We start from the raw sequence: 16,344 nt of genomic DNA on the forward strand, positions 1-16,344 counted from the left end.
AGCGTTCAGTATATTTATTTCTCACCCGAGTGCCTCGAAGGTTGGAGTAAAGTGTCCAACTTTCGGGGGGCAGTTCACGCCCGCGGGTGCCTCATATCGTTCGTCCCTCACGAGATTCGTTACCCGCGCTACAGTATGCAATAAGTTGAATCTGAAGGTGTTGTAGCGCGAGTAAGCCTACGGCGCACCCGCGGGGCAGCGCGCAGCGGTGCCGGGGTTGGTGAATAACCTTGGTGCTCCCAATCAGCGGTAGGTGCCGCCGCCCGCGGGTGCCTCATATCGTTCGTCCCTCACGAGATTCGTTACCCGCGCTACAGTATGCAATAAGTTGAATCTGAAGGTGTTGTAGCGCGAGTAAGCCTACGGCGCACCCGCGGGGCAGCGCGCAGCGGTGCCGGGGTTGGTGAATAACCTTGGTGCTCCCAATCAGCGGTAGGTGCCGCCGCCCGCGGGTGCCTCATATCGTTCGTCCCTCACGAGATTCGTTACCCGCGCTACAGTATGCAATAAGTTGAATCTGAAGGTTTTGTAGCGTGGGTAAGCCTACGGCGCACCCGCGGGGCTTTGTGCAACAGTGGGTGCCCCATAATTTCGTTACGCCACGCTACATGATTATGTTTATCTGTTTGCTTTTGCGCTGGTACATTGCTTCCAGTTCCTGCTTAAGTGCGGTTTTGGCGGTGTTTTCACCGTGTACCAGACGGATAGTGTGCGGCCAGCGACGCATACGTTTTACGAAATTGAGCAGGTTTTTTTGATCGGCGTGGGCAGAGTAGCCGTTAATAGTGGTAATGCCTGCTTTAATGTCGATACGTTGGCCATCTATTTCTACCCAGCCGCCCTGCGGGCCGTATTGCTGAATAGCCCGCCCTGGGGTACCTGCACCTTGGTAGCCTACAAACAATACTTGGTGGCGCTCATCGCTTAGCATGGCTTTTAGGTAATTCATAATGCGCCCGCCTGCGCACATACCGCTGGCGGCAATAACAACCGCCGGGCGACCAGTTTTCGCTAAGTACTGTACGGTTTGTTCGTGAGCTTCGTGGCTTTCTACTGTGTAGAGGTTTTCGAAATTGAGCGGATGACGGCCACTACGTAGGCGCCGCTGGGCTTCCTTGTCCCAAAAGGGTTTTAGTTGACGGTAAACATGGGTAAAACGGGCGGCAAGGGGCGAGTCGACAATTATTTCCAGGTCTTGCCACTGCCCTTTCTTGGCCTTGCGTTTGGCGTCAAACACAATGCCCTCTAATTCGTAGAGTAGCTCTTGGGTGCGGCCTATGCTGAAGGCAGGTACCATCACTGTGCCGCCGTTAATAAGCGCTTGCTCTATGGCATTTTTCAGCGTGGCGCAGCGTTGGCGTCGGTCTGGGTGTTGGCGGTCGCCGTAGGTGCTTTCCAGTACTAACTGCTCACAGCCGTAGGGCGACTGCGGTGCAGGTAGTAGCGGCGCATAGGGGGCACCTAGGTCTCCACTGAATATCACCCGCTCTTTTTCACCACCAGCATACTGGTGGGCAACTTCTACGTAGCAGGACCCGAGAATGTGGCCTGCACGTTTGAGTTTGATACGGGTGGTGATTTCGCCCTTCACGCCCTTTTCAGCCACGTTATGCCATTTGCCGTAAGGAACGCTGACGATTTGGGATTCCAGCTGAGCTTGAAAGCGCTGGATTAGCTGCGCATTACGAGTGAAACCGATTTTTAGAGCGTCTTCAATGACTAGTGGCAGCAGCTTGGCCGAGGGAATAGAACAGATGATTGGTCCGGTAAAACCTGCGGCCAACAGGTAAGGCAATCTTCCTACATGGTCGATATGTACGTGAGTGATGATCAGTGCCTTAACGGTGCTGATATCGAACTCAATTTGTAATTGCTCGAAGCTATCTTCTGTGGCGTCTTCACCCTGGAAGAGACCACAATCCACCAGCAGTGAGTGTTCGCTGTCGAGTATGAGCTGGTGGCAACTACCCGTTACCCCGGTTGTGCCACCGTGGTGGATAATATCTAGCATCGAAAATTCCTTTTTCGGTGGCGTTAGTTGGCGGCTTCACTGCCGCCACAAATGGTGTAATAAGGTTGAGCTTAAAGGTTTTGTAGCGCGGGTAAGCCTATGGCGCACCCGAGAGAGCCTTGCCAGGGTTGGTAAATAGCCTTGGTGCGTCCAATCAGGCAGTAGGTGCCTTCGCCCGCGGGTGCCTCATATCGCTCGTCCCTCACGAGATTCGTTACCCGCGCTACAGTATGCAATAGTTAGAATCTAAAGGTTTTGTAGCGCGGGTAAGCCTATGGCGCACCCGCGAGAGCATTGCCAGGGTTGATAAATAACCTTGGTGCGCCCAGTCAGGCGGTAGGTGCCGTCGCCCGCGGGTGCCTCATATCGTTCGTCCCTCACGAGATTCGTTACCCGCGCTGCAGTAATGCAATAGTTTGAATCTAGAGTGCTTGTAGCGCGGGTAAGCCTATGGCGCACCCGCGGGCGTAGCAGTACCGGGGCTATCACCTTCTCCCTATCAATCCCTGTGGTCCTTCACGATCATGATGATCATGCTGAGGATAAAGGCCAGGAAGATGGTGATGATAGCGAATACACTGCTGTTATAAAGGCGGTTAGGCTCTGTCGGGTACTCGGGGAAAAGCGGGCTTTGCAGTACGCTAACCTGCTTGAGCTGCCGCGCAGATTCTAAGCGTGTGTTTTCCAGCGCGGCAAGTGCGCTTGAATAGGTTTCCTGAGCAAACTGGGCCTGTAGCTCTAAGGTTTCATACTCTGCGGAAACGCGGTTGAGCGAGTTGCCCGCAGCTTGCGCTAGCCGGTCACGCTGCTCAATGATTTGGTCACGGAGCGCTTCGATATTACGCTCTACTTGGCGCATCTCTGCAGATTGTGCGCTTTGGAAACTCGATAATGCGTTGCGCTGTGCCTGTAGGCGCGCTAAATCGCCTTCCAAGGTGGCAACCACCTGGTTAATGCTTTCAACTGTTGAGGTTGGCGATACTAGGCCGTACTCATTTTGGAAATCGAGCAACTGGGTGCGAGTTTCATTAAAGCGCTCTTCTAAACGTACCATCTGCTGCTCGAGAAAACGCACTTGCTCGTCTGCTAGCCGATGCCCCATCTCATTCATGTGGTTTTCGCCAGCTTCCAGCAGCAGCGTTGCCATGTCGTGGGCAAACTCTGGCGTGTAGCCCTGCACTTGAATATTGAGTACACCGGCATACTCATCCAGGTCTACCTTTACGCGGCGCAGATAGTATTTGTGCAGATCTTCAATGGGTGCATCAGCATCGCGAAGCTTGGCAAAGAAATCGCCGTGCTCACTGTAGTGCTGGCGAATACCTAGCTGCTTATCAAGTAACCGCAGCATATCGACTGAGAGCAAATGTTCACGCAGTAGTAGAAGATCAGCTGAGCTACCGCCACCGCCTCCCATTAACGAGGCAAAACTAAATTCTGGTGTAGCTACTTGAGGGCTTTCCAACACCACTGTGGCACGAGAAACGTAACGCTCTTCTGCCCAAACAGACCAGTAAAAAGAGACGACCAGAATAGCGGCAATGGCAATAGCCCAGTGCGGCGACGTTTTAACAAAACGACCTAATGAAGCTTGCATGAATTATTTCGCCTTTAACCGATCAACAAAGCGCAGGTGCATCAGCAGCCCTACTGAAATTAGTGTGAGAGTGAATAACCAGAAATAGAGCATGCTGGTGCCGTGAACGACCTGATAGGTTTCAAAAAAACCTAGCCGAAGTGTTTCCAACCCATGGGGAATGGGGTTGAGCATCAGGTATTCAAGCAGCCAATGAGGCAACCTATTTAACGGAACAATTACCCCAGATAAAATCATCAGGGGCAAAGATAACATACGGATTACCTTACCAACCTCTGGCACTAGTGTTGCCGCTACAGAGGTCACCAGCCCCAGGCCTAGCCCGAGGCACCATAAAGATAACCACGCGGCCATTACACGTACGGCGTTATCTGGGTACATATCTAACCCCAGCATCAGCCCGCCACCAATAAAGATCAGGAAAACCAGGCTGCGCAACGCACCCTCTAGAAAGTTGCGCACCAGCACTGGGTCCACAGGCTGTACTTGGCGATAGGCGAAAAGCGCACTGTTGCCTTCAATAGCCCCCATACCACGCAGCATTCCCTCACGAACCAGCATAAACCCCATCAAGCCGGCAATAAGCCAGGGGATAAATTCAGCATTCACGACTAACCTGCCGCCGCGAATAAAGCTGCGTATGGAAACCATAATGCCCACAAAGGCGACAGGTTCGAAAATCATCCAGAACCAGCCCATACGGTCAGCCATGGTGCGCGAAAGCGCTTCCCGCATGAACATGGCGTACCATACGCTACGCGTTACCTGCCAAGGCGTGCGGGCGCCTTTTGGCGCCCCTTTTACATTAGCCATAGCACTACTTTTAAATTGATGAAGAGTGGATGCATGGAGGTGTCAGGTAGAGGGGCATTCACCCCTCATCTGTTACAAATCCAATGCGACTCGGGTGGTAACGGCAATGTGGAACAGAAGCTGGGCAAGTGTGGATGCTAACTGTAGGTTGTGAGTTGGTGCTCTGGGCATGATGAGGATCTCATCCCCTGGGCGCAGCGGCGAGTTGCGAGCATGCTCAACAGCACCGTTTTGGCGAACCAGCAGGATGTGGTCTTTATCCGCACGCTCGGTAAAGCCACCGGCACTTTCTACATAATCGATCACGCTCATCCCTGGGCGATAAACGGCCGCTTGGGGAACGAGAATTTCGCCGCTAATGAGTATGGAGTCGCTAATTTCAGGAATGGTGATGATATCGCCATCCTGCAAGCGAATATCAGAAATACCATCGCTTGAAGCAACAACTAGTCGGCCGCTTGGCTCTAGCTCACGGGCACGTTCGATAAAGCGCTCAATCAGCTCAGCTTCTTGAAGGCGGATTTGCGCTTCTTGATCAGTACGCGATGAGGCACCCAGGTAGGTAGTCTCCAAGCGGCGCAGGCTATCTTGAAGTGACTGCGCTTGCTGCTGGCGAACACTTTCACGCTGGAGGGAGATGCTTTCAACGGCGGTCATGTTTTCTGGCACAGCGATGGCGTCCAGCAATTCACTTAACCGTGCGTCGCGAGGTAGTGCAAAACGTGATGGGCCGTAGTAGCTGCCTTCCAGTTCAACCACGATGGTTTCGCTGCGCTGGTCAGCGCTGAACAGTACTTCATCACCACTGCGAATGGTTTGGCCATAAAACATATCGATGGGGAAGTATTGTGCGATGGGGCCATCTGCACGATCGCCGCGTAGCAGCACGTGGGATACGCCACTCCGTAGACGGGCCAGAGCCACTATTTCAGCACCACTCAGCCGGCTGCCTACTAGCTCGTAACGGTGCTCCCGATGCACATCACCACCAACCGCAATTGCCGGGCCACGCTCTTCCACAACGATAGTGTCGCCGTCTTGGAACTGTGGACGAGCGATAGTGCCGTTAATCAGGAAGTCATAAAGATCAACGGTGGCTACAGTGCTGTCGTTGCGCACTACCCGTATTTGGCGATAACTACCTAGGTCTTGGTCGATGCCACCAGCTTGATCAAGAAAGTAAAGTAGTGAGTCGTTGGGCGTACCAGCATAGCGGCCTGGGTTTTCAACATAGCCCGTTACAAATACAGCAACTGGTTGAACGCCCTGGAGGTTGGTGTAGACCTCTACGTTATCAGGGTATACCGAGGTAATCGCTCGGCGGACGCTATTATCAACTTGCTGGCTATTTTGCCCTTGTACGTTCAACGGGCCAGAGCCAGGAATAAAAATATTACCTTGGGCATCTACCGGTAGTACTCGGTCGAACTCAAATGCCCCCCAGGCGCGTACGGTGACCTGATCGCCGGGCTTAACTCGGTAGTCTGCATTTAGGCCATCACCCATGGCGCCGCGGAAGCCACCGGTGAATAAGTTAGCCCCAAACGGTGGTAGCTCATCAAGACTTTGCGTCGGCAAGGAGACAGGTCCGTAAGTGCCACTACGCCAGTCGGCACGGGGAGTGTCATCTACTTCCTCTTGCTGCTGGCCGCTCTGCCCACTTCTTCCGCTCTGCTCAGGCAAAACAGTGTTAGCAAGGCTAAGTGACTGTGCTGAGGCAGCCCCCGCCACAAGTGTACCTAGCATTAACGTGACGGTAAGTACGCTATATTTTAACGACGCTTTTAGAGAAGCCGCTAAAGAAGCTTTTACAGGAACATCTACAGGAGCTTCTACAGGAACCTGGGATATCGGCAGCATCATCTTCATTAGGAGCGCCCCCTTACTACCTGAGTCACAAGACGCTGGTTTACCCAGCCGTTTGGCGTTTCACACACCAGCGCTGTACGCGTACTTCCTGTTGCTTCTATTACGCGTAGCTGCCGGCATTTTCGGCCACTAGCAGCCAGGTAGGCAGATTCAGCGACAATTTCGACATTATCGCCCCATGGGCTGCGCGCCATGGTATGAACGCCGCTGGCAGGCGCCTGTGATAGAAAGCGGTTGAGTGATTCGTCTCCCAGCAGCGTTGCAGCATCGTTAGTGAGCACGTACTGGGCAGTTTGTTGTGAGCTACCAGAGGGGTAGTTGGTGGCGCAGCCGCTAACTACGGCAACGCTTAACGCTGCCAACAGCATGCGAGCTGACCGCGATACGTAAGTAGGGGTATCTAACATTATGATTTCCATTAAAAAGGCACGCTACCGCCCAGGGATTATAACGGGCGCATTCCCTTGCCCTACGCTGTGCGGATGAAATTAGTTAACCTGTGCTATTAAAATACACACGCCATTGTAAGGTATTCGCTTGTTTGGCTCTACATTGACAAGCCTTATACAACAAATTAATGCTCTTTGACTGCTAACGAATGGCTGAAACAAACATGCCGATCTTTTGATCGGCATGTGCTTAACAACTTAATCTTTTTCTCATTACTGGAAGGTTAAGTTCTTTCTGATATTTTGGACTGATTAACAATAACTCCCCACAACACTACCAAAATAAAAGCGTACATCATCACCCCGCTATTATGGGTAAGAAACGCTTGGGAAAGGCCAAAGTCTATGTACGTAACAGGGAGTAAAACTCCCGCAGTTGCTACGCTTCTTGTTGCTAGGTTTTGCGCGTGCAGCTGGCGGGCAAAAAGGCGCATAGGAATAAAGTAAAGTGCTAATAAAGCACATAAACCAATAATTCCTCGCTTAGCAAAGGCATCTACAAACTCATTATGAGCATGACCATATTGAGCGGCTTCAGTATGGATAACACCCTCTTCGCCAAGTTGCCACATGGCAGACTTATAGCCGCTAGAGCCCCAGCCGGTAATGGGCTTTTCCTGAATCAGTAGTGCTGCACCACGCCACATCTCAAACCGGGCACCCACCGAAGTGCCACGATTTTCACCAGAAATGTATAACCCAATATCCTCCACTGCCTGATGGACTCGCCCTTGAACCCCTATTTGAGGCACAGCGTAAGCAATCAAGCCACCTAGTAGCACTATTCCCACAGCCAGCACTTTCAACTGGGTAGCCAAATGAGTACCGTAGGCACGGTAAAGCACCAATAACACAATGGGGAAGCCAACCCAGCCACCGCGACTGCCAGAGAAGAGTGAGCCAAGAATACCCGCCAACGCACCCAGCGAAAGCAAGCAGACCCAAGCCCGGCGATGAGGGTGCGCCACAGCCCACCCCAAGCCCGCCAGACATAGCACGCCCAGCAACATGCTTAGATTACCGAACTGAATAACGTGGGTATGTCCTTGGGCTCGATCAATACCGACAAACAGTTTTTGCCAAGCAGCCCAACTGCCAGCTAACAGTGCGCCTAACGCAAATCCGCTCCAGAGAAACTCAAGCCGCGGCGGAGCGCGCAACACCCATAGTAGCGCCGGTATCGCCAATAGGAAACGGCTGGGCTTGTCGAGCCCTCTGCTACCCTGGCCATCCCACCAGACTTCAGCAATCGCAATCAAGGCGTAGCAAAGCAGCGCAGCGACTACCCAACAGCTTTCTTTCGAAAGCGCAGACACCCTTCCGGTGACCAATGCCGCAAGCCCACCCAGCAATAACAGCACGGCACCCACCGAGTAACCACTGGGCACTACCAGTGAAAGAGCACCTAGCAGAAATACCGCCACACTGGTATATAGCTGCGGTATATTGCCGTGATTTTCCTCACTATGAGGATCAGAAACCAATTTCAAAGCGCACATCCTTTTAATGACGGGCTGGCACCCAGCGAGGAAGCGATACTAGCATAAACCGCTGCCGTTCCCAGCGGCCTCCTTCGCTACGAACTGCTGCCACCGCCAGGTATCGTGCATCATGTCCATCAGCGTTTTTTCCGCCCGCCATCCCAACTCACGCTGTGCCTTTTCGGCACTGGCCCAGAACGCGGCCAAGTCCCCTTCGCGCCGAGGAGCAAAGCGATAAGGCACGGTTACCCCTGTGGCTTCCATAAAGGTATCGACCATCTGTTTAACTGAGACGCCATTTCCCGCACCTAAATTGAAGCAGCTCACACCGGGCTGTTCCAAGGCTTGCAGTGCCATACGGTGCCCAACCGCAAGATCTACCACATGTAAGTAGTCACGCACGCAGGTGCCATCTTCAGTGGGGTAATCATTACCGTAGATCATCAGCTCAGGCAGCACTCCAGCAGCCACTTGGCCGAGATAGGGCATTAGATTGTTGGGAATACCCTGAGGAGACTCTCCGATATAGCCCGAAGGGTGCGCACCAATCGGGTTGAAGTAACGCAGAATAGTAATGGACCAGTGCGGATCACTGCTGCTTAGGTCTTCGAGCACCTTTTCAACCATGGCCTTGGAGGTGCCATACGGACTGGTGCATTGACCTCTTGTCATGGTTTCGACATACGGCGGTTCTGCTTCAACACCGTAGACGGTGGCCGATGAGCTGAAGATCAACTTCTTCACACCAGCCTGCTCCATGGCACGACACAGGGCGATGGCTCCAAAGACATTGGCATCATAGTACGCCAGGGGCTTGGCAACACTCTCGCCAACCGCCTTCAGGCCAGCACAGTGAATAACAGCACTAATCTGGTGGGTATTAAAAATAGTTGCCAGCAGCGCGCTATCGCGCACATCCCCTTGGTAAAAGAGTGGCTCAAGCTGGGTAATGCTTTCAATACGCGCCACAACAGAACGGTCGCTGTTAGAGAGATCGTCCAGAAGAACAACCTGATGCCCCGTCTGGAGCAACTCAACCGCTATATGTGAGCCGATATAGCCAGTGCCGCCTGTCAATAAAATCATAGCGTCACGACATCAGTAAGCATTTGCATGCTTAAAGCCCTTAAAGACCGTCATAAAAATAATTTTTAAATCCAACCAAACCGACCAGTTATCGATATACCAAAGATCGTATTCGACGCGCCGCTGCATTTTTTCCAGCGTATCTGTTTCTCCACGCAACCCATTCACTTGTGCCCAGCCGGTAATACCGGGCTTCACTTTATGCCTACGCATGTAGGACTCTACCAGCTCTTTGTAATATTCATTATGCGCCAGGGCATGGGGCCGAGGCCCTACAATTGACATGCGCCCCTGCAGCACATTGTAGAATTGTGGCAGCTCGTCTAGCGAAGTGCGCCGCAAAAAGGCGCCTATAGGGGTTAGGCGATTATCGTTTTTTGTCGCCTGAGTAACCGCTCCATCTTTTTCCTGATGCACCTTCATTGATCTGAATTTGTAGACTTTAAACACCTTCCCATTCGACCCCGTTCTATATTGCTTAAACAAAACCGGACCAGGAGATGTGAGCTTGATCAATACCGCAATCACCAGGCAGATAGGGGCAATCATTAGTGTTATCAGGCCACCCAGCACAATATCTTCGGCTCGCTTTACAAACCTGGCCATACCACTGATAGGCGAAACACTTAGGTCTATCGCTAAGTGCCCGGCCACTTCACTGGTACGGTGGTTAAGCAAGCGCATATCCTTGAACTCAGGGATAAGGCGTATCTCTTCAGTATGGTTACGCAGCACATAGAATAGGCTGTGAACCGTGTCGCCCATTTCCAGCGGCACACAGATCCAAACCTCAGCGGCACCGGAGTCGCTAATTCTGGCAGCAATTTTCTCCAACTGCTCTTGGCAAGGCACGCCATTCAGGCGCTCAACACCCGCAATAGAGTGCCCTTCCCAGGCAGCTGCCCGTATACCACGGGCGACGTGCAGTACATTCTTTGAGGGGCCCACCAGAAATACTGGCCGCCGGGCGCCACCACGAATGCGAATGCGGCGCAGGCCATACTGCACCAATGCTCTAGCACTCGCTGCGAGCAGAAAAGAGAGCAGCAGCGTCAGGCCAACCCACAGCCTGGAGTAACGTTCAGCAGCGTGAGCAAAATAGATGATCGAGGTAACAATAATACCGACCACCAGCCAGACCAGCATTAGTTTGGTCACGATGTAAAAGGTCGATGAAATCCGCCAACGCTTGTAGCTTCCTGTTGAGTTATTGATTACCACAACCAACAGCGACATACAGAACAGAGCCAGTGCATAGCGCTCGTGCAGGTGTATAGTGCCGAATCGAAGCAGGTAGGCCAGTACGCCACATAGCAGTACTACCAGCAAGTCGAATACCGGGAAAATAATTTTGGGCGGGTAGCGCTCTGAAAAAATCACTCCTCGCTTCTGAGCGGCTCTCGGCTTGCTCTCTGAGTGCATATCTCGTTCTCTATAGTCTAGTTATGAATGACTTGCATCTAGCTGTATATATCTTTTATCAATCGCTTCTTCCCTTGCTCTTGCCCAAGATAAAAGATCATTGAGAGCATAGCGAAGACGCTATTAAAGGCAGAAACAGATAGCGACGACGCAAGTAAAGCACCCAGCACACACAAGGTATCCATCCATGTATAGCCACTCTTTCTAAGAGCACACACGGTGAATGACATCAGGAACACAAGCCCAAGCACACCATGGTCGAAAATAACTCGTATGATGTAGGAATGCAGGATAACCGAGTAACAACTGCCATCTCCTGAAAAGCTGTACATGTCGCTCCAGAAGGAGAGCGCCTCACAGGTTTCTGGCGATAGGGGTGTCAACGGCTGCGTGCCAAGCATGACATTCCACCAACGCCACTCCTCTGTATCATCTAGAAAGTATAGGAGGAACCGCACCCTATCGATGGAGGCACCACGCTCCAGCAAAGAACGAATGCCTCCGCCCTCCGCCTCTAAGCCAGGAGGGGTATCTAACGCAGGCGGATCAGGCTCTGATAAAAGCTCTTCGAGCCCGTCACCTCCAATAGAGATATTCATTCGATCATTGGCGATGCCATATACCAACACGATTAACAGCGGAAACAACAATAGCCACTGTTTTATGAACCCCTTCCCCAACCTGAATACACTGAAAAAGTAGATGACTAGAAAACAAAGAAAGGCGCTTCGCGAACCTGACAAGAAGATAATGAGCATAACCGTGACAAATGAAACACCTTTCCATCGGATATCAGGCAGCACCAGATAAAACAGTAGTATCAGGAACAACAGCTCAAAATTATTTTCTGTAAAAATACCCGGCCGAGAGCTGACCCATGCATCTAGGCCAATCAGTCGTGAATAACTATACTTAATAAAGAAAAGAGCCAGCAGCAAGTAAAAAAACTTGGCCATGTGCTCTTTTTTGAATAGCGGCTCTCCGATGAAGGAGCATAAAAGCACTACATAGAAAAACGCCTTGTAGGCTTGCATGTAATCCAATATATGAGAACGACTGACGAAGTAGGCAATGCCAAACGTGATAGCTAGGTAAGCGCCCGCCACCAGTACAAATAACCAAGAAACCCGACTTTTGGGTGGACACACCATAACGGAGAGTAATAGCACTACTACCTCCAGCACAGGAACCGCTGGCAACACGTTGTAATCATAGGGCGAGAACACTCCAACAACTCCCAGCCCCAGAATAACAACCATCAGCAGCATTGCCACAAGCGACCGGCCCTTACTGAGATAGATCAAGTATGTGCCTTCATACGGATGACGACGTTGCATCCCTTACTCCCAAGAGCCTCGAACAACAAATTAAAATCCCTGGCATTTGTGTTGCACAGGCATTTATTTAAAGAGTTTTCTCAATACTTTCTCGACCACGCCCATTTTCCAGCCTTTCCCCCAGTGGTGGATCAGGTAGGTGTCACTTTCGATATAGCAGTGCATAAGCTGCTTGCGGTCATGGACCTTGGCGTATGGATTATAGGGATAAAAGAAGTGCCAAGGCTTCACCTCGATATCATTCCCATCCTTTTCTACACAGGCATTCGCTACCTCTGGTGCAATAAGAAAAGGCTTCTTCTGCTGGTGGCGCTCTTCGATCAACGCCATGGCGTTCTTGAAGAATGGGTGCCCAGGCACACCGCCAATGACAGCGGTATTCAAACGGTCTTTATCCTCGTAGCCGAGAAAGCACTTACAATCCAACAGAGGCTCTAGCGACTGAACAGCCTCCATATCGACATCCAGGTAAACCCCTCCTTGCTCGTGCAAGGCTGCCATGCGTACGTAGTCTGAAAGGAAGGCCCACCGTTTATTCTCCAAACAATACGCTATGAACGGATTGCTCTTATCGATGTTACTTTCGTTCCACTCAATGATCTCGAAATCAGGCATTTTCTGTTTCCATGTCGCTATACACTCCTTGTAGAGCGTCGACATGGGATTACCGCCAAACCAGCAAAAATGTAATTTTTTAGGAATCATAATTCACTCTATCTTATTTCCGTATTTGATCAGGTTATGGGGGTAATCTTTCAGATAGCGCTTTAGTAGGCGTTTAGGCTCCTTTAGCATGCGGTATAACCAGCGTAGGTTCAGCTTATCCACCCAAGCTGGGTAGTAGAGCTGACCTTTAGCATGAACGAACTGGTCAAGGTAGCCCCCACAGGTAAAGCCCGTGCCTTTCCACCCCGCTTCCCGAAGATCAAGTAGCATACGCTCTTGCTTACCCGCCCCCATGCCAACGACCAGGATATCGGAATGCGCAGCACTCTCAAGACACTGCTGATACTCTTCGGGACTAGCGAAATAGCCGGACCTCACGAAGGCAATAGATAAGCCAGGATACTTTTCTTTAAGTAGCTGCGCTGCTTGGCAAATATTTTCTGCTGTACCCCCTACCAGCGAAACAGTACGGCCGTGTTCTACTGCATGCTTAAAAACGATGGGAGCGATAGACGTATCATCAAAACTAGTACGTACAATCTTCTTGCTTTTGAACAGACGGGCATAGGCGACAACAGCAATACCGTCAGCATAGAATCTTATACGTTTACACTCTTGCTCATTAAACGTTTGCGCCACTACTCCTAATGAAAAGGGGTTAATAAAGCTATAATCCACCCCCTCTTCAAGTTGAAACTCGCTTTCAAGTTTAATCATCAAAACTCACCATCATTTAATTCAGGCACGACTTCGTGGCGATACGACATGTCGCCAGTCGGTCATTAGAAAACCGAACTTCTTTTTTACTACATAGACAGCAGCAACGTTTTGTAGCAACAAGCATATTAGCAGCGCGTAAGCAGCACCTTCGGCACTGTAGCGAGGAATCAGTAGCAGCGATGCAATACCACCCACCACTACGGACCATATGAGTATATTTCGAGCGGCCTGCTGCTGGTCTACCATCAAAAGTAGCAGTATGACGGAGCCTGTCATCACATTAATCAACTGACCTACCACCAGAATTCTCAGAACGCTGGTTGCGCCACTATAGTCAGCATCAAACAGCATTAGTATGGACTCGGGCCATATAACAAAAAAGATGGCTGGGATCAGCGAAAAACAGGTCATCTGAAAAGCGCTTTTTTGGGCAAGACTTCTCAAGCCATCACTGTTACCTTCGTGGTGCAGCCTTGAAAAACGCGGCCCCAGGATACTGTCATAAACTGTCAGTATGAAGCCAATGATCATGGCTAGGCGCAGCCCTAGGCTGAATATGGCGACATCACTTTCGTTGTGAAAAAAACCCAACACGATGCCTACGCCCCACTGAGTGTAATAGAAAATAATTCCCACTAGTAAGAAGTCGGGCAAGCTACGATAAAACCCTTTTGTGAAGCTGACGCCTTCTTTATTTACCAGTTGGCTGTTACGGTAAAATAGAAAGACGATAAATAAAGCAATAGCAAGATAGCCCAGCAAGATACAGGCTAGCGAAGCCATTAATGCCAGTGCACTGAGCGTTATTCCCAGAAAAGCGCAAATCACCACGACGCCGCTTAGAACAATGGAAATACAGCCGATCTCGAACAGGCAGGAAATATTTGCCTTACCCCAGCCTTTCATCAGGAAATTGCAGAGATAAATGACGCTGTACAAAGGTGAGAGTAATGCAGTGACTCTCAACGTTTCAACGGCATTGTCAGTAGCGGAAAGCAACACAGCCGACAGCGCTGGAGCGGCAAACCAAAGCACCCCCCCCAAAAGACAGCCAACCACAATATTGACGAGCATTACGTGCTTATAAATCCACGCAACTTCGCGCCTGTTATTGTTTGACGTAGCAATACCCATGTACTTCAAGGTTGCCCTGTCGGTACCCAGGCTAGCAAATACCTGCACGCCAATCATGATAGACAGGCACAGCATAAATGCCCCAAATGCCTGCACGCTGACAAACGTGGCCAGAACATAAGAGAGCAAAAAGGTACCGCCTGCTGCCAAACCTCTGGCACCAAAAGTGGTCAGAAGCTGACTCTTCAACAGTTTATTAATCATCCATGAATCTCAAAGCAGTCAATTTATTGACTTGTGGGGGCGCAGAGCCACTGCATGAGAATAGCGAGCCTGCCTATTCCCCTCCCCATCCAATCACACAAACCCGGTCTTATACATCTATTCTTATAAAGTCACTTTTATAAACCAGCTTTTATAAACCAGCTTTTATAAACCCGCTCCTACAAGCTTACCTTGTAAAACAGCTTTACAAAAACAGTCTGACAAAAACAGCGCCCGAATAGTACGCATCTAAGTTGTGTCGGGCATGAAGAAAAAAACCGACCCCAATGAGGTCGGTTTCTTTTCTGCTTTTTGGCAGTGTTACAACTTAAAGCAAGGCGTTTTGGCCAGGCTTAGAAGTGGTAACGAGCGCCAGTCAGCCAGTATACGTTGTCAGTCAGGTCGCCCAGAGTGACGTCACGGTCAACGCGAGGTGCGTCGCCGTCGGCAACTTCAGCAAACACGTCAAAGTTGCTGGAAACTTTGTAGTATGCACCAGCAGACCATGCATTGCTGTTGTCTACGTTACCATCACGATCGATGTGGTAGTAATCAACGTTGAATGCCCAAGGACCGGTAGTGTAAGTACCACCCAGACCCCAAGTGTCGTAGCCGCCGCCGCGAGTATCGCTGTTTTTACGACCTTCGTAGCCCAGACGAGCAGAGAACTGGTCGTTGATCGCGTAAGAACCGATCAGGCCGCCCATCAGCTTGCCGTTACCGCCGCCACGCACTACGTCGTCAACAAAACCCAGACCTACAGTGATCGGGCCTTGCTCGTAACGAACACCACCTTGCGCTGCAACTACGTTACCTTCATCACGAACCGGCTCAAGTTCGCCACGCTCGCTGTAGTGCTTGAGCTGCAAGAATGCAGTGAAGCCTTCGATTTCAGGAGTGTAGTAACCGATAGAGTCGCCGCGAGACTGCTTCGGATGACCAGCGAACTCTAGGCCCTTGTCGATGTAAACATCGAACGGCTTAGATACGAAGGTGTTGTAGAAGCTGTCGAAGTTACCGCCTTGAACAGTACCGTACTGCTTGCTTTGCAGACCGATGTAGCTCTGACGAGTCTCACGGAAAGCTTCGCCAGTGCGACGCTCGTCAGCACGGAAACGCCACTCGAGGTGACCGAAAGCAGTCAGGTCAGCGTTAACTTCCTGGCTCATGCGCAGACCAAGACGAGAGAAAACGTCTACGAATTCAGCGCTGTTGTCAATTTCTTGACCTTCATCGTTGAAATCGGGGCCACCACCGGCGATACCCATAGCGATACGGCCGTAAACGTCAAGCTTGGTACCGTCCTGGTCATATACAGTTGCTGCTTGAGCGGCAGCAGAGGCACCCAGGGCGCCAATGATAGCAGTCGCTAAAAGTGTCTTTTTCATGGTATAGGTTCCTTAACTAGCTTACTGTTTCGATCGTTGCTACAGGTTTTAAATAAACCTGCAGGTGGCTCGCGGGTCGCGCTCTTTTTCGCATCCTCCGGTTTTTCCCGGGGTATGTGGCACAACCTCGGCTAAGCCTTGTTATATTCCAATGCTCGCAGGTCAAA

The 16,344-nt window shown here is 51.0% G+C and carries 13 protein-coding genes; all 13 read right to left on the reverse strand.

What is annotated here, in order from left to right:
- Positions 1-604 precede the first annotated feature (604 nt).
- Positions 605-2,011, reverse strand: coding sequence for an MBL fold metallo-hydrolase RNA specificity domain-containing protein (locus CPA45_RS12755; RefSeq protein ID WP_096651960.1), 1,407 nt, complete (start codon positions 2,009-2,011; stop codon positions 605-607).
- Between the two features lie 499 nt (positions 2,012-2,510).
- Positions 2,511-3,608, reverse strand: coding sequence for a KpsE/RkpR family capsule polysaccharide export protein (locus CPA45_RS12760; RefSeq protein WP_096651962.1), 1,098 nt, complete (start codon positions 3,606-3,608; stop codon positions 2,511-2,513).
- A gap of 3 nt (positions 3,609-3,611) precedes the next feature.
- Entirely contained in the window at positions 3,612-4,421 is an 810-nt protein-coding gene (locus tag CPA45_RS12765) for an ABC transporter permease (protein ID WP_096651963.1), read from the reverse strand.
- A 72-nt stretch (positions 4,422-4,493) separates the two neighbouring features.
- On the reverse strand, positions 4,494-6,167 hold the full coding sequence (locus tag CPA45_RS12770) for a polysaccharide biosynthesis/export family protein (protein WP_096652190.1): 1,674 nt from the start codon (positions 6,165-6,167) through the stop codon (positions 4,494-4,496).
- Positions 6,168-6,289: 122 nt separating this feature from the next.
- Positions 6,290-6,697: a DVU3141 family protein gene (locus CPA45_RS12775; protein WP_096651965.1), complete on the reverse strand. Its 408-nt coding sequence runs from the start codon at positions 6,695-6,697 to the stop codon at positions 6,290-6,292.
- 266 nt (positions 6,698-6,963) lie between these two features.
- Entirely contained in the window at positions 6,964-8,229 is a 1,266-nt protein-coding gene (locus CPA45_RS12780; protein WP_244287602.1) for an O-antigen ligase family protein, read from the reverse strand.
- A 48-nt stretch (positions 8,230-8,277) separates the two neighbouring features.
- Positions 8,278-9,306, reverse strand: coding sequence for a UDP-glucose 4-epimerase GalE (galE, locus tag CPA45_RS12785; protein WP_096651969.1), 1,029 nt, complete (start codon positions 9,304-9,306; stop codon positions 8,278-8,280).
- Between the two features lie 12 nt (positions 9,307-9,318).
- Complete coding sequence (locus CPA45_RS12790; RefSeq protein WP_096651971.1) at positions 9,319-10,728, reverse strand: undecaprenyl-phosphate glucose phosphotransferase; 1,410 nt, start codon at positions 10,726-10,728, stop codon at positions 9,319-9,321.
- 38 nt (positions 10,729-10,766) lie between these two features.
- Complete coding sequence (locus CPA45_RS12795; RefSeq protein WP_096651973.1) at positions 10,767-12,065, reverse strand: hypothetical protein; 1,299 nt, start codon at positions 12,063-12,065, stop codon at positions 10,767-10,769.
- Between the two features lie 63 nt (positions 12,066-12,128).
- Complete coding sequence (locus CPA45_RS12800; RefSeq protein ID WP_096651975.1) at positions 12,129-12,770, reverse strand: glycosyltransferase family 32 protein; 642 nt, start codon at positions 12,768-12,770, stop codon at positions 12,129-12,131.
- Positions 12,771-12,773: 3 nt separating this feature from the next.
- The gene (locus CPA45_RS12805) at positions 12,774-13,448 is read right to left on the reverse strand and encodes a WecB/TagA/CpsF family glycosyltransferase (protein ID WP_096651977.1); all 675 of its coding nucleotides are present in this window, start codon (positions 13,446-13,448) and stop codon (positions 12,774-12,776) included.
- Between the two features lie 21 nt (positions 13,449-13,469).
- Positions 13,470-14,789 (reverse strand): oligosaccharide flippase family protein, encoded by a 1,320-nt coding sequence (locus CPA45_RS12810; RefSeq protein WP_096651979.1) that lies wholly within the window; start codon positions 14,787-14,789, stop codon positions 13,470-13,472.
- Between the two features lie 353 nt (positions 14,790-15,142).
- Positions 15,143-16,177 carry a porin gene (locus tag CPA45_RS12815; protein ID WP_096651981.1) on the reverse strand — a complete coding sequence of 345 codons (1,035 nt, stop codon included), beginning with the start codon at positions 16,175-16,177 and terminating at the stop codon, positions 15,143-15,145.
- Positions 16,178-16,344 lie beyond the last annotated feature (167 nt).

This window comes from Vreelandella nigrificans (assembly GCF_002374315.1).
GTDB classification, from domain to species: domain Bacteria; phylum Pseudomonadota; class Gammaproteobacteria; order Pseudomonadales; family Halomonadaceae; genus Vreelandella; species Vreelandella nigrificans.